A 14,578-nucleotide genomic window follows, 5' to 3' on the forward strand; every position below is an offset into this window, starting at 1 on the left:
TCTGTAATGTTTTTATTGCGTTTAAAGACAAAGCTTATTTTCTATCATCAATGATAATACGAGAAAAAAATAAAAAAATAAAGGAAATGAACGTTTCAAATTAATCGTGCTTGCATAATGGTTGTGTTTTTGTTTCTCTCTACCTAAATAGAAAAGACGTTGCGGCTTTTAATTGCTCTATTTAAGGATTGAAGGCGCGTGGATTAAAGGAGTTTTCTTGTGATAGAACATAAGCCCGATACAATTTATGGGACAACCATTATTACTGTACGAAAAGGCGATAAAGTCGTGATTGCTGGTGATGGACAGGTTTCTCTTGGCCAAACAATTATGAAGGGTAATGCTCGCAAAGTACGCCGTATTGGTAAAGAAGGACACGTTATTGCTGGTTTTGCTGGTGCAACCGCTGATGCATTTACGCTGCTTGAACGTCTTGAAACAAAGCTTGAACAATATCCCCACCAATTATTGCGCGCATGTGTTGAACTTGCAAAAGATTGGCGGACAGATCGTTATTTGCGTCGTTTGGAAGCCATGATGTTGGTTGCTGATAAAGATGTAACATTGGCTTTGACAGGTATTGGAGACGTGTTGGAGCCTGAAGACGGCGTTATGGCAATTGGGTCGGGCGGTAATTTCGCGCTTTCTGCTGCTCGCGCGCTTGTTGATACTGATATGGACGCTGAAACCATTGCACGCAAAGCGATGAAAATTGCCTCAGAGATTTGCGTTTATACCAATGATAATTTTACAGTGGAAACATTGGAGGCCAAATAAAAGCTGTGACCTGATAAAGGGACATTATCCTTAACGCCAAATATGGCATCATTCTGGACGCCAAATATGGCTTTGTTTTCAACACGAGAGAGCGTGTGTAACAAATGTTCAATAGGATAAGTTGTCCCAACGTCTTTAAGAGCAAATATATGATGTCCAAGAGGACATGTGCAATAGTATGAGTAGATTGATAAAAAAAGCCTAATTGAGAAAGTGCAATTTGATGAGTTCTGTTTTTTCCCCACGTGAAATTGTTTCCGAGTTGGATCGTTTTATAATTGGTCAAAATGATGCAAAACGTGCTGTTGCCATAGCACTGCGTAATCGCTGGCGCCGTCAACAACTTGAAGGGCAGATGCGTGAAGAGGTCAGCCCTAAAAATATCTTGATGATTGGACCAACAGGCGTTGGTAAAACTGAAATTTCACGTCGTTTGGCCAAATTGGCAGGTGCGCCTTTTGTAAAAGTTGAAGCAACAAAATTCACTGAAGTTGGTTATGTCGGGCGTGATGTGGAACAAATTATTCGTGATTTGGTTGAAATTGCGATAGGTCTTGTGCGTGAAAAAAAACGTGAAGATGTTAAAGCCAAGGCACATATTAATGCTGAAGAGAGGGTTTTAGAAGCACTTGTTGGAAAAAGTGCAAGCCCTGCCACACGTGATAGTTTTCGTAAAAAATTGCGTGAAGGTGAACTTGATGATCGTGAAATAGAAATCGAAGTGGCTGATAATAGTAATAGTGGCGCACCGACATTTGATATTCCCGGCATGCCAGGCGCGCAAATGGGAATTATGAATATTTCTGATATTTTTGGGAAAATGGGTGGCGCGCGCACAAAAACGCGCAAAACAACAGTAAAAGATGCTTTTCAACCTTTAATTGATGATGAATCTGATAAACTTCTTGATCAAGATCAAATTGTACAAGAAGCATTGCGGGTTAGTGAAAATGATGGCATTGTTTTTATTGATGAGATTGATAAAATCGCTACGCGTGAAGGGGGGCTTGGCGCGGGTGTTTCGCGTGAAGGTGTGCAGCGTGATCTTCTTCCCCTTGTTGAAGGTACAACTGTGGCCACCAAATATGGGCAGATTAAAACCGATCATATTCTTTTTATTGCCTCAGGTGCATTTCATGTTTCTAAACCATCTGATTTATTGCCTGAATTACAAGGTCGTTTGCCAATCAGAGTAGAATTAAACGCATTAACACGAGAGGATTTTCGCTCTATTTTGACGGAAACAGAAGCAAGCTTAATCAAGCAATATATTGCTTTAATGGCAACAGAAAATGTAACTCTTGAAATTACTGATGATGCGATTGATGCTTTGGCCGATATTGCGGTGGATTTAAATTCGACTGTTGAAAATATTGGTGCCCGTCGTTTGCAAACGGTGATGGAACGTGTGCTTGATGATATTTCATTTAATGCACCTGATAAATCAGGAACAACATTTATTGTTGATGCTGACTATGTCAAACAAGCCGTTGGAGCTTTGGCATCCAATACGGACCTATCGCGGTTTATTCTATAAAAATATTGAGTTTTTAACGTTTTTTAAATTTGTTCGATCGTGAAAGAGTACATATGGAATAAAAACAGTCTTTATGACTGTTTTTATTTTTTAAATTTTTTCACATATTTTATAAGAAAAAATATTTTATCGTCATGAAAAGCCGCTCAGCGTATATTGAAAGCTTGGCGGCTTTTTTATAGCAAAATGTTTTTATGCTTGGTTTTCAGCAATTTTTTTCAATGTCACATAGTCTATTTTTCCTGTACCTAAAAGCGGTAATGACGCATGAATAAATTTTGAAGGAATATTAATTTCGGCTACTCCATTTTCACGGGCATATTTTAATAATGGCGCGCGGCTTAAGCTCTCATCTTCGCTGATAAGGATCAGTCTTTCGCCTTTGCGTTCATCATGAATGGATACAACGGCCAAAACAGCTTCAGGCCATAATTGGTTGGCTAAGATTTCTACAGCAGAAAGCGATACCATTTCACCACCAATTTTTGCAAATCTCTTTGCTCGACCTAATATGGTAACAAAGCCCTGATCATCAATATCAACAATGTCGCCTGTATCATGCCAACCTTTATGCGGTGGAAGAAGTGTACCAGGCTTTTCTATAGTGAGATACCCTGCCATAATATTGGGACCTTTAACATAAAGTCGTCCACCTTCTTCAACCCCTTCCACAGGCTCCAAGCGCGCTGTTATACCTGGCAATAATTTACCAACACTGCCTGCTTTATTATACATAGGTGTATTGATGGCCAAAACAGGCGATGTTTCCGTCACGCCATATCCTTCTAAAATACGAATGCCAAATTTATTCATCATCATTTCACGTGTTGAAGCTTTGACAGGTTCAGCACCCGCAAAACAATAGCGAATTGAGCGTAAGTCATAAGGGTGAGCATTTCGACCATAGCCGTTTAAAAAAGTATCCGTTCCAAAAATAATTGTCGCATTAGAAGAATAGATTGCCTCTGGCACCACTCTATAATGCAAAGGCGAGGGATAAAAATAAATAGGTACACCATATATCAATGGTAAAATCGTTCCTGCAGTGAGGCCAAATGAATGAAACATAGGTAACACATTGAATAATTTGTCCGAGCGATTAAAATCAATGCGCGCTGCACATTGAGCTGCATTGGCTAATATATTGGCATGAGTGAGGACGACGCCTTTTGGTGTTCCCTCTGAGCCTGAGGTAAACAAAATCACAGCACCATCTTGTGCTTTAATACTTTTATCAACGGCTTGATTGCGCCAAATGAAAGCTGCCACTTTATTCTTTAAAGTAAAAGTGGTTTTAAGTTCATCCAGATAAATAAAGCGAATACCAGTCTGTGAGAGTTTTTCAGCGGTTTCTTCCAAACGTGCTTGGCGTAAAAAAGCTTTTGCAGTCACAATCGTTTGGATTTGCGCGGCTTTTGTTGCGGCTTGCATCGTCGCAAGACCTACAGAAAAGTTAAGCATTGAAGGAATTTTCCCCGCTGATTGGAGAGCAAAAACCATTATCGCCGTCACATTTGAATTGGGAAGTAATACGCCAACGGTTTTTTCATGTTGCGTTAATTGGTGTAATTTTACACCAAGAGCACGAATACTTGTCAACATTTTACCATAATTCATTGAGCCATTAAGTGGATCTTCAATGATTGTAGTGTGACGGCCGTAATTATGTGCGGATTTTACTAATTCTTCAAAAAGCGTTCCATTTTTGCCAGATGTTGTAAAAACAAGATCTGACATAATGCGATAGAGTTCATTACCTGCAGCCTGACGGCGTTTGCGGCCTTTTAACTCTGGATCAAGATTAAATTTAACAGGTTTGGTAATGGTCACACGCACTTTAGGAAAAAGAGAACGGCGTGTTTGAATGCCTGAAAGGCGTGAAAAAAAAGTCCGTTCTAAACCATCAATTTTTATGGGTACGACTTTGGATTGCGTTTTATCTGCAACCATCGCCGCTCCATCATAAACTTTCATTAAAGCGCCAGTGACAGAAATACGCCCTTCTGGAAAAATGACCAAGGGAGAACCTTCATTGACTTTGTGTATTAAACGACGCGCGGCTAAGGGCCGTGTCGGATTCATAGGATAGGCGTTTATAAATAGTAAAAAAGGACGCACCCACCAACGTCTTGCAATCTCGCTATTAATAGCAAAAGCTGGATTTTTATAGCCTGTTGTTTCACATACAGCTAAAGCTAATAAACCATCAAGAAGAGAAACGTGATTAAGCGCTAGAATGGGTGTATCACCTGCTTGTGCAAAATTATCCATCCCTTTAACTTCAAGACGGAAAAATGCTCTAAAGAGAATGGAAACAAAATCGCGAAAACCATTTGTTGGCATAAATTTTAACATAATGGCTGAGGCGATAAGAGAGGCAATGCCAAGACCAATAACAATAACATCAAGTGCTACACCTAAATATTGAATATAAGCGACAAGTGCTGCTCCAATAGCCATGATAGCAGAATTTAAAATATTGTTTGCTGCAATCACACGGGCGCGTTCATCACGCTTTGCCCAAGCTTGCAAAGCTGCAAAACCTGGCACAACCAAAAAGGCACCAGAAATTGCGGCGAGTGCTAGATCGAATGTAATACGAAAAAGACCAGGATGGGCAAGAAATTCTTGAAATGTGGTTACTTGAAATGTTGTATCAAGCCCACGAATAGCAAACCCTAAATCAATAGTTGCAAGCCCACAAATGAATGTTCCAACGACAGACTGCAATAAGACAATTCGTCCAGCAGATAGCCATGCAGCTATGGCAGAGCCTAATGCAATACAAATGGCAAAAACTGTTAAAAATAATGTGAAACCATGATGATAACCACCCAAAAGATTGGTCATTGCAGGCATGACAGAAAGCAGCATAGCACCAACGAACCAAAACCAAGATACCATCAAGGCAACAATAAACAACCGTTTGTCAGATCCAAGAATTTTTAAAAGTGAAAATGTGGCGCGTGCAATATTGGGATCAACCTTTAAATCCGCTTTAGCAGGTTGATTTAGTGGGATGAGGCGACTAGTCCACCAAGATAGAATGGCCAAAATAAGCATTAAAAGTGCTGGCAGATATTGCGGTCCGTTATGGAGTCCGAATGTTAGCCCTGCAAAAAGCGTTCCTGCCAATATAGCGATAAAGGTTGCCGATTCAACCCAAGCATTGGCTTTAGGAAGTTGCTCTTTATTCATTTGTTCTGGCAATATAGCATATTTGACGGGACCAAAGAGAGCTGAGCCCACACCAAATAAAAACAAAGTGCACATCATTAAAGTAACAGAGGAAAGAAGAAGCGCAATTGCTGCTAAGACTGTTACAAAAATTTCTGCAAATTTAATATAACGAGCAATGACAGCTTTATCAAAACGATCTGCCATTTGACCGCCAGTTGCCGATAAAAGCAGAAAGGGAAGTGAAAACACGCCACCAGCAAGCGTAATAAGAGCAGGCTGATTTTCTAGCACAACGACGGAAAGAATCAAAAAAACCAAAGTGTTTTTTACAAAATTATCGTTGAAAGCTGAAAAAAATTGTGTCCAAAATAATGGTGCAAAACGGCGCGAACGCATGAGTTTTGAGGTATCATGCGCTGGTATGAATTGATCATCATTGGTCATATTTTGCATGGTCCGTTGTTTCCTCTTTTAAATTGAACGTTGTTCATTTTTAAAGCAGTTTTATAAAAAATGCAATAATAAATGAACAATGTTCAATTTAGTAATAATTTTTACACTCTTCTTACAGAGTGCCATATGTCTATTGAATTATGTTTAAAGTGATAAATAAGGTTTTACAAAATGAAACGATACTATTTTGTCGAAAAGATTGCATTTTTAAATTTTTACGTTTTTTTTAATCTTTTATACACGGTTATAGGATGCATAAATGTGAAATGGGAATTTTAAAAATTATTTTGGATGTATGAAATTATAAAACTTAAATGGATACAAAAACGACACATAACCTTTCATTAAAATAACTTAATTTTTGTTTTTTGATGCTTGGTTTGATGTCACTGTGATCATTTTTATAATGTGTACATCTTTAGTATGAGAAAATATGCAAAAAAGAAAAGTTTTATGATGCGATAGTTTTGATAAGTACACTTAAAAATTATGGCAAACGGCCTCACGGATGAAAACCCATAAGGCCGCAGTTTTTTTATAATGACTGGATAAGGTTTTTTTTCTTTTAGATCCCGAACCAAGATTGTAATGATTCATTTATCAAAATCAGTTTAATCTCAGTACAGTGACCATTTACTCGCTGTAAAAATTATTTAATACCAAATGCATCTTTCATAATAAAAAACAAATCCGTTTGGTCAATTAATCCAACAACATTAGCCGCATTTGGACCATAGGCGGCAATACGAATTTGTGTTCCTGTATGATTTTGACTATCTGTTTCGCTATTCCCATAGCTTATACCCATGATTGCACCGTCTTTTGTTAATAAAGCTTGCGCTAAACCCGGCACTGGAGCTTTTGCAGGAATAATTTGGCTCGAGTGAGCGTGATCAGCTGTCACAATCACTAAAGTGTCATCATTGGTTTTTGCAAATTCTAATGCAACTTGCACGGCTTCATCTAAATCGACCGTTTCGCCAATTTGTCCACATGCATTGGCAGCATGATCTTCTTTGTCAATAGATGCACCTTCAACTTGTAAAAAGAAGCCATTTTGGTTTTTATTCAAAAGTTCAATGCCCTTTTGAGTCATTGCTGCTAATGTTGGAATATCCGCAGTACGCTTATCATTGATTTGACACTTAACCGGTTCTTTATTGATATTGCCATGATACTCTGCCTTTGGTCCTTTCCATCGAACAGGCATATTGCCTTGTGCGAATAAACCTAAAAGTGGTTGGTCTTGATTGGCATTTTCTATTTTTTCAAGTTCCTTTAAATTCTTTACTATAACATAACCGCGTTCAGTGGCTTGCTGTTCAAGTGTTTTTCCTTTCCATTCGCCAAAATTAGGCACTTCTTGAAACGTTTTGAGACCACCACCTAAAGTGACATCTGCTCTCGTTGTAATTAATTGTTCTGTGATAGAGCCTAAGCCGCCATTTTCTAATGCGTTTGATGCGCATGTTTTTAAAGTTTCTTCAGGACCGTAACATTTTCTTCCTGTGATATGAGAAAACAAAGCGGCAGGTGTTGCATCTTGAATTTCTGCTGTAGAAATATTACCCGTTGCTTTTCCTGCCTTTTTTGCGATTTCTAAAATGGTTTGATGAGGTTTTTCGTATACATCAACACCAAGAGCACCATTGTAGCTTTTAACGCCTGTTGACCATGCCGTTGCAGAAGCGGCAGAATCTGTTACATAATCTGGTAAATGCGTCTTTTTATCCAATGAATAATGTGTATATGAACCCGTAAAAGGTAAAGCATCAATGCCCTTAAAAAAACCGCCAGCACCTAAAGCATAATTACGTGCAACAGTAATTTCAGAATCTCCCATACCATCACCAATAAGCAAAATAATATTTTTAACTTTTTTGCTCTCAATGGCGTTTTTTAATGCAGTACTTTGATCGCCAGTTAAGCGTGTCGCACCACGAAAGACCTTTATATCACCAGTGGCACCCCTTTCTGATAAAACATCTGCTGATGCCAAAGATCCGTAGCAAAGAGTACTTAAGAGTGTTGCTAATAGAATCGGTTTTTTTAAGAAAATTGCCATTCTCATATTCCTTTATTAATATTGGGATTTTCTTTTTAAAAAACTTATATGTCAGTTTTATTTAGGTTGAAATTTAATGACTATACAATGCTTATAAAACGATCCGTTATTAAAAATTTTGTTTAAGTCATGTAAAAATAAATTGTATTTATTAAATTCGATTTCAAAATTTGGATGATGGTGAAATCAGTATCCAAATATCAAGACTTTTTTATTTTTAATCTATTTTAATCCATGTTTTGAAATGTATCTGAAACGTAAGTATGCGTTGAAAATGGTGTTATCAGGCAAAATTGAATAAGTCCCCTATGGACTTGTTGATAAAAAGATTGATCTTACGGTTTAATATGGGTATGCAAGCCGTGCGATTGGGTCTGCGTAGCTCAGTAGGATAGAGCACAGGATTCCTAAAACGATAATTGGGCGCTTATAGGGAAAACTTATAAGTGGATCTGCTCAAAGTCGGGGAAAGCTTCATGGCCAATGCCATATGCCAATCCCGAGCCAAGCCTTATAAAACTCGAATGTTTTAAATGTCATTTATAACGTTCTTTTTATAAGGAAGGTGTAGAGACTGGACGGGCAGCACCTAAAGGGAAACCACCCCTCCCTATGGTGAAGGGACAGTCCAGACCACAAACGGCTATGCTTTTAAGCTGGTTTGGCGGTGAAAACCGTAGTGGTATGAATCCTGGGGTCGTGGGTTCGAATCCCGCCGCGGACACCATCGCATATTTTTGTATTCATAAGTTATTGTTTTATATGATTTTTATTTTAGGTAACGGAAAAATGATAAAAGGTGAGGGCAAAAACGTTTATTTTTTGTTTTTAAAATCAAGCATTATCAATGCCTTCTACAGCCAGTCTTCTTTGATCTGCTGTTTTTGTACAAAGTGATGGCATATCATCGGAAATCCAACCAAATAATCCTTTAAGCTGCGAGATTGTGGTTCCTAAATTTGCAGTCTGCGTTGCGCTGCGCTGATTTTTTAATTCTAGCCGCATTGCAGGAATCACGAAAAGCATTTCCAAACGATTCTTTTGTAAATGGCTGTCCATTGCTGGCGCTAATAAACGCAAGATCACCAGTAGGGCCTTTACCTAAATTTTTTGAAGAACAGGTAGTATTGGTAATGTAACTTCTGTTCTATAACCGCTCTTTTCGGTTTTAATTGTCGCAGTTTTATCTCGGACATGTTGACGGCCAAGTTCAACAGCATCCCCACGTCTTAGACCTGTATACAAAAGTACATAGAGCCAGACGTGTTCCTTCGTACCGTCTCCCCATTTTTTTATACCTCAATATCATTTTCATCACATGCCTTTATTCCATGGCTGTTCTGATTTTTAAAATTTTACTTCCTCACATGGATTGTCTGTGATATAATAAGAAACAAACGCATACTTAAACAAACCATTCATAGTTTTCAGAAAGTTTCCAGCCTGAGCTAAGGTTTTTGATCGTTCATCACGGCTATCAGTTATACTCTTTTTGTAATAGCTTTTTTGATCACTTGCAAAAATATATTTTCGCGATAACGCTGCGTAGTGGGAGCAAGAGAAAGCCAGTCGGAGTTTTTTCGATACTAATTGATCAACTATTGCAACGAATGGTTTGATGGACTGACGTTTTTTACTTCCTGACCATTAATAGCTGCCCTATAGGATTCCATGAATTATTAGTTTCCATATTCGCCACTAATACGTATGCGAGGATTAGGACGAATCCGAACATACCAAACAACATTGCCGTGACGGTCAACTAGCATCTGCAATTATGGTGGTCGTGGTCGAGTCATGTCGTCTTTGTTTTTGATCTTTCTTGGCGTATGCTGACCGATGTGACGGTTACAGGTATAAAGATTGAATATTGGCAAACAACCGATCCAATCAATAAGCTCACGCATATTCTTTTAGGTACACAAACAGCTGTTCGGCTTGCAGGTTTTGCACCACTTACAAAATATAGTTTTCGTGCTACGGTTATCCCAGACCCTGCTAGACCAACCTTATGGTCACAAGAAGTGATTGTAGAATCTGCCGATGAAGAATTTGAAATTGATACCGAAGAAATTGCAAATATTGTTTCTGTTGGCAATGAATGGGGATTTGCCAATTTAAATGTAACCCAAGATCGGCTTGATTATCTTGCTTCAATTGTTGCTGATGGCGCGGCTTTAATCGATGGATTTATACAAATTATTAAAAATTACACTAACCATAATACATGACTCTGATTTCTCTTCTTATAGATTGGTCACTTATTATTAAAATAAATTGGCATAAGATTAAACTGTATCGCTTTACTAACGGCTTGCGTTATTGATACACAACTTAAACTATGGCGAGCAGATTCAATGTAAGCACGAACAGTATTAGTAGACAATCCCATAATTACAGCCGTTTCGTAAGCTGTTTTTCCTTGAGAAGCCCAATATAAACAATGTCTTTCACGTAGTGTTAATTTAAATTCTTGCTTAAATGTTTTTGCTTCTTTATCATTTGCCGTTCTTAAAGCTGCTGCATGAATTAACTGTGCGACTACGATCAAGTCTTTTAAATTATCAGACGTAAAAGAATTCCATTCAGATTTGCTTCCATCATAAGTAAAAGAAATCACTGCACGTTCTACTGATGGGCCTCGAACTGGTATACTGATTCCGAAGTCTCCTACACCAAAATCGTGGGCTATAGAAATCAGGCTTTTAGTCTTTGATTTGATAATATTGAAATGACGCCAGTCGGTTGGTAACACATTATTAAAAGTTTGATAAAGAACTGGATCATGAAGATATAAATTATTATCGCGATAATAACATTGCCAGTGTTCAGTATATGTCGTTAAAAATATTGGTTCTTTAAATTTAGATTTTGTATCATTTACAGAAAAATAACTCACATGTTTCAAATCATAAAAATCGACTATTTTATAAAGTTCGTTTTTTAATGATTCGAAACTTATTATTTTAAGAATATCTAATTCTATATTTCTATTTGTCGACTTATTCATAAATTTATATATATAATTCATTGATATTCATCCTAATCTGTTTAATGATTTGAACAAAATTTGTCTCTTATTTTAATAAGAAACTGTTTAATACCGTAATATTACAGGGTGGATTTTAAAATATATTAATGATTATTATTTTTTCGTTGAAATAAAGTTTAGGAAAAATAATGTTAAAGATTATACAATACCACCAATACAACGAAAATTATGAATTAATGAACAAAATGTTTAGTGTTCGCGCTAAAATATTTAAGGAACGTCTTGATTGGGACGTTATTGTAAAAGATGGTTATGAAAAAGATGTATTTGACGAATTAAATCCTCTTTATTTAGTATCAGTAGATAAAGATAATAAATTGCAAGGTTCTCTGCGTCTTTTACCTACAACCGGCCCAAATATGTTGCGTAATGTGTTCGGTGTACTCATACCTGATGGAAAAATAGAAAGTCCTTTAATTTGGGAAAGCTCAAGATTCTGTATTAATCCTGAAATTACACATAAAAACTCTGATGATGAAAAATTATTTGTCAATCGTGTAACTTTAGAATTATTGAGCGGTCTAGCCGAGGTCGGTCTAATCGCTGGATTAAAGTTTATTGTTACTGTGTATGACGCGAGAATGGCAAGATTGCTAAAACGTATCAATTGTCCTGCTCAGATTATTGGAGGTCCTATAAAAATTGGTAAAGTTATGACTTATGCATCATTGTTTGAAGTCAGTGAAAATATGTGGGTAAGGTTGGGACAATCAATTGGTATACAAAAGACATTACAGTTATAATAGAAAGGGCTAATATGATTAAAGAAATTAAAGAATTAGATAGAATACTTGAATTAAGTTATATTGAAGCTTGTTATTTAAATGATAACATTCTTAAAGAAACACTTTATATAGCACTTTATCGTACGAAGTTTCTTCTAAATTATTAACAGATTATTTATCTTCTTTAGTCTTATTTTTGAGATTATTTAATCTTGTAAGTTGTTAAAATAACTGATATTGTTATTATAGTACATTTAATAAAAAGAAAACAAACTTACCTTTTTTTTAAACAAAGAAGTAAAATATTTTGATATAATTACTTTATTTTAAAAGCGGGTAAACAAATATGAATTATGAAATATGAAAATAATCCACTTTTAGGTGGGGGCAATGTTTAAAAAAACCTTAAAAAAATGCCTTGTATTGCCTTCACTTTTTCATAAGTTATTTTTTAAATATATTGTTTTATTTCCGCCGCGGACACCATCGCTTTTTCTTTGCTTAAAAAAGTGATCTTTTTTTAGGAAAGCATATGAATAATGAGAAGAATAAAATTTTTGTTTTATTGCTTTAAATCTTTATGTTCAGCTTTTCTTTAAGACTTTATTTTCATGCTTGAAATCCATTTGATGATCGATCCTTATCTTTATTCTTAGCTAAAAAGACATATGCCATATATCTTTTATTGTTTAAACGACGAAGGCTTACTTTCGTCATAATGATTTTTATCGTCTAGAGATTGTTGATTTTTGTTTTTTAACACACGCTCAATTTATAAGATTGCATTTAGAGACGCGGTGTTCAAAGGCAGAAAGATAAAATACGTCAGAATCTGCTTTGACTAATATTAAAAACTTATCTTGCATAAATTTATTTATTCCATAAAGTTTAGTTTGGGTGCGCATTTAAAATTCTCTCATATTGATGTTTTGCATATTAAAATACAAAGGAATCAATGAGACAAACAAAAGTGCAAAACGCATATTCTCCATTTATGGACGTATATAGAATCTGATAAAATCTCATTTGAGAAGTTTAAATAATGAAAAAGTAATTAAAGTTTAAGGAAAGTATCATGAGCATAGGCGATAATGAAAAGCTGGAAATTATTCTTAATCAGGTAGAACAGCGCAATCAAAATGAGGGTGAATTTCATCAAGCCGTTCATGAAGTTTTAGGATCGCTTGGACGCGTGATTGCTAAACATCCTCGCTATGCCGAAAACGGTTTAATTGAGCGTATTTGTGAGCCTGAACGACAAATTATTTTCCGCGTTCCATGGGTGGATGACAAAGGGGATGTACAGATTAACCGCGGCTTTCGCGTGCAATTTAATTCCGCTCTTGGTCCTTATAAGGGCGGATTGCGTTTTCACCCATCAGTCAATGTTGGCATTATTAAATTCTTAGGGTTTGAACAAACCTTTAAAAATGCACTTACTGGTCTACCTATCGGTGGCGGCAAAGGCGGATCAGACTTTAATCCACGTGGCCGCAGCGATAGTGAAATTATGCGCTTTTGTCAGTCTTTTATGACGGAACTTTATCGCCATATTGGCGAATATATTGATGTTCCTGCGGGTGACATAGGTGTCGGGGGGCGTGAAATTGGCTATATGTTTGGACAGTTTAAGCGTCTTACCAATCGCTATGAAGCTGGAGTAATCACTGGCAAAGGATTGCTTTATGGGGGCTCTCGTGCGCGCATGGAAGCCACAGGCTTTGGAGCTGTTTATTTTGTTGAGCGTATGTTATCAACCAAAAACAACACTTTAGAAGGTAAAAAGGTTGTCGTATCTGGTTCTGGCAATGTGGCCATTTACACAATTCAAAAAATGCAGTCACTTGGTGCAAAAGTTATTGCTTGTTCAGATTCAAATGGTTTTGTTGTTGATGAAGATGGTCTTGATCTTGATCTTATTAAAGAGATCAAAGAGCAGCGTCGTGAGCGAATTTCAACTTATGTAACTTTGAAAGGTGGTAAAAGTTATTATAAAGAAGACAGTACAATCTGGTCTGTTCCTTGTGATATTGCGATGCCATCTGCTACCCAAAATGAATTAACAGGAAAAGACGCCGATATGTTGATCAAAAATGGAGTGATTGCGGTTGGTGAGGGTGCTAATATGCCTTCTACACCTGAAGCGGTCGAAAAATTTCAAAAAGCCGGTATTCTTTTTGCACCAGCTAAAGCTGCTAATGCTGGTGGCGTGGCCACTTCAGCGTTGGAGATGCAGCAAAATGCTTCACGCGATAGTTGGACATTTGAAGAAACAGAAACACGTCTTGCTGAAATTATGCATAATATTCACGATCTTTGCGCACAAACAGCAGAAGAATATGGTGTAACAGGTGATTATGTAACTGGTGCGAATATTGCTGGATTTGTGCGTGTTGCTTCTGCCATGGATGCTTTGGGCGTGATTTAATCACGCTCTTTTATACGTGTCTTTGTGTAAAGATGATATAACGAAAAGCTGATAAAATTCTTTTATTTTAAAACAAATTACGATTATATATTTGGGTTTTAAAATGAAATTTTTAGAATTTTTATGTTTGGTAAATTAGAAATGAAATAAACATTGATGCTCAATGTTTAAAAAATTCTATTTTTATATCTTGCGTCTTTTTAATCTGAATAGAAGATCAAATTTAAAAATTTTCAGTTTGAAATGTCTTTGTATTTAAAAAAAGAAGACTGACACTATTGACGGATGTTTCTAGACCATTATAGCGTATTTAATAAACGTTTTTTAACCTTTGTTAAAAGTAAACTTCACGATTTATAAT

The 14,578-nt window shown here is 36.6% G+C and carries 9 protein-coding genes; 5 read left to right on the plus strand and 4 right to left on the minus strand.

From position 1 onward, the window contains the following. Nucleotides 1–219: 219 nt before the first annotated feature. Together hslV and hslU are read left to right on the plus strand one after the other, a co-directional pair. Nucleotides 220–777 carry an ATP-dependent protease subunit HslV gene (gene hslV / locus ME5_RS02140; protein ID WP_008037993.1) on the plus strand — a complete coding sequence of 186 codons (558 nt, stop codon included), beginning with the start codon at nucleotides 220–222 and terminating at the stop codon, nucleotides 775–777. A gap of 223 nt (nucleotides 778–1,000) precedes the next feature. Then, nucleotides 1,001–2,314 (plus strand): ATP-dependent protease ATPase subunit HslU, encoded by a 1,314-nt coding sequence (gene hslU / locus ME5_RS02145; protein WP_008037995.1) that lies wholly within the window; start codon nucleotides 1,001–1,003, stop codon nucleotides 2,312–2,314. 192 nt (nucleotides 2,315–2,506) lie between these two features. On the opposite strand, the gene ME5_RS02150 is transcribed toward hslU, so the two are convergent. The 3 genes from ME5_RS02150 to ME5_RS02160 form a co-directional block, all read right to left on the minus strand. After that, nucleotides 2,507–5,947: an acyl-[ACP]--phospholipid O-acyltransferase gene (locus tag ME5_RS02150; RefSeq protein ID WP_008037996.1), complete on the minus strand. Its 3,441-nt coding sequence runs from the start codon at nucleotides 5,945–5,947 to the stop codon at nucleotides 2,507–2,509. A 649-nt stretch (nucleotides 5,948–6,596) separates the two neighbouring features. Continuing rightward, a complete protein-coding gene (gene phoA, locus ME5_RS02155; RefSeq protein ID WP_008037997.1) occupies nucleotides 6,597–8,012 on the minus strand; it encodes an alkaline phosphatase in 1,416 nt (471 codons plus the stop codon). A gap of 834 nt (nucleotides 8,013–8,846) precedes the next feature. Further along, nucleotides 8,847–9,098: a hypothetical protein gene (locus tag ME5_RS02160; RefSeq protein WP_008038004.1), complete on the minus strand. Its 252-nt coding sequence runs from the start codon at nucleotides 9,096–9,098 to the stop codon at nucleotides 8,847–8,849. A 743-nt stretch (nucleotides 9,099–9,841) separates the two neighbouring features. Between ME5_RS02160 and ME5_RS02165 the strand changes: the two genes are divergently transcribed. Further along, the gene (locus ME5_RS02165; RefSeq protein ID WP_008038005.1) at nucleotides 9,842–10,243 is read left to right on the plus strand and encodes a hypothetical protein; all 402 of its coding nucleotides are present in this window, start codon (nucleotides 9,842–9,844) and stop codon (nucleotides 10,241–10,243) included. Between the two features lie 26 nt (nucleotides 10,244–10,269). Here ME5_RS02165 and ME5_RS02170 read toward each other — a convergent pair whose 3' ends face one another. After that, nucleotides 10,270–11,043, minus strand: coding sequence for a helix-turn-helix transcriptional regulator (locus tag ME5_RS02170; protein WP_008038006.1), 774 nt, complete (start codon nucleotides 11,041–11,043; stop codon nucleotides 10,270–10,272). Between the two features lie 149 nt (nucleotides 11,044–11,192). Between ME5_RS02170 and ME5_RS02175 the strand changes: the two genes are divergently transcribed. Continuing rightward, a complete protein-coding gene (locus ME5_RS02175) occupies nucleotides 11,193–11,807 on the plus strand; it encodes an acyl-homoserine-lactone synthase (RefSeq protein ID WP_008038007.1) in 615 nt (204 codons plus the stop codon). 1,057 nt (nucleotides 11,808–12,864) lie between these two features. Next, complete coding sequence (gene gdhA / locus ME5_RS02180; RefSeq protein ID WP_008038010.1) at nucleotides 12,865–14,217, plus strand: NADP-specific glutamate dehydrogenase; 1,353 nt, start codon at nucleotides 12,865–12,867, stop codon at nucleotides 14,215–14,217. The last annotated feature ends 361 nt before the right edge of the window (nucleotides 14,218–14,578 follow it).

It is taken from the genome of Bartonella tamiae Th239, assembly GCF_000278275.1.
Taxonomy (GTDB): domain Bacteria; phylum Pseudomonadota; class Alphaproteobacteria; order Rhizobiales; family Rhizobiaceae; genus Bartonella; species Bartonella tamiae.

Excerpts from the sequence above, each read along its gene's own strand:
- hslU (WP_008037995.1), top strand. The coding sequence starts at position 1,001 with ATGAGTTCTGTTTTTTCCCCACGTGAAATTGTTTCCGAGTTGGATCGT.
- ME5_RS02150 (WP_008037996.1), bottom strand. The coding sequence starts at position 5,947 with ATGCAAAATATGACCAATGATGATCAATTCATACCAGCGCATGATACC.
- phoA (WP_008037997.1), bottom strand. The coding sequence starts at position 8,012 with ATGGCAATTTTCTTAAAAAAACCGATTCTATTAGCAACACTCTTAAGT.
- ME5_RS02165 (WP_008038005.1), top strand. The coding sequence starts at position 9,842 with ATGCTGACCGATGTGACGGTTACAGGTATAAAGATTGAATATTGGCAA.
- ME5_RS02170 (WP_008038006.1), bottom strand. The coding sequence starts at position 11,043 with ATGAATTATATATATAAATTTATGAATAAGTCGACAAATAGAAATATA.
- ME5_RS02175 (WP_008038007.1), top strand. The coding sequence starts at position 11,193 with ATGTTAAAGATTATACAATACCACCAATACAACGAAAATTATGAATTA.
- gdhA (WP_008038010.1), top strand. The coding sequence starts at position 12,865 with ATGAGCATAGGCGATAATGAAAAGCTGGAAATTATTCTTAATCAGGTA.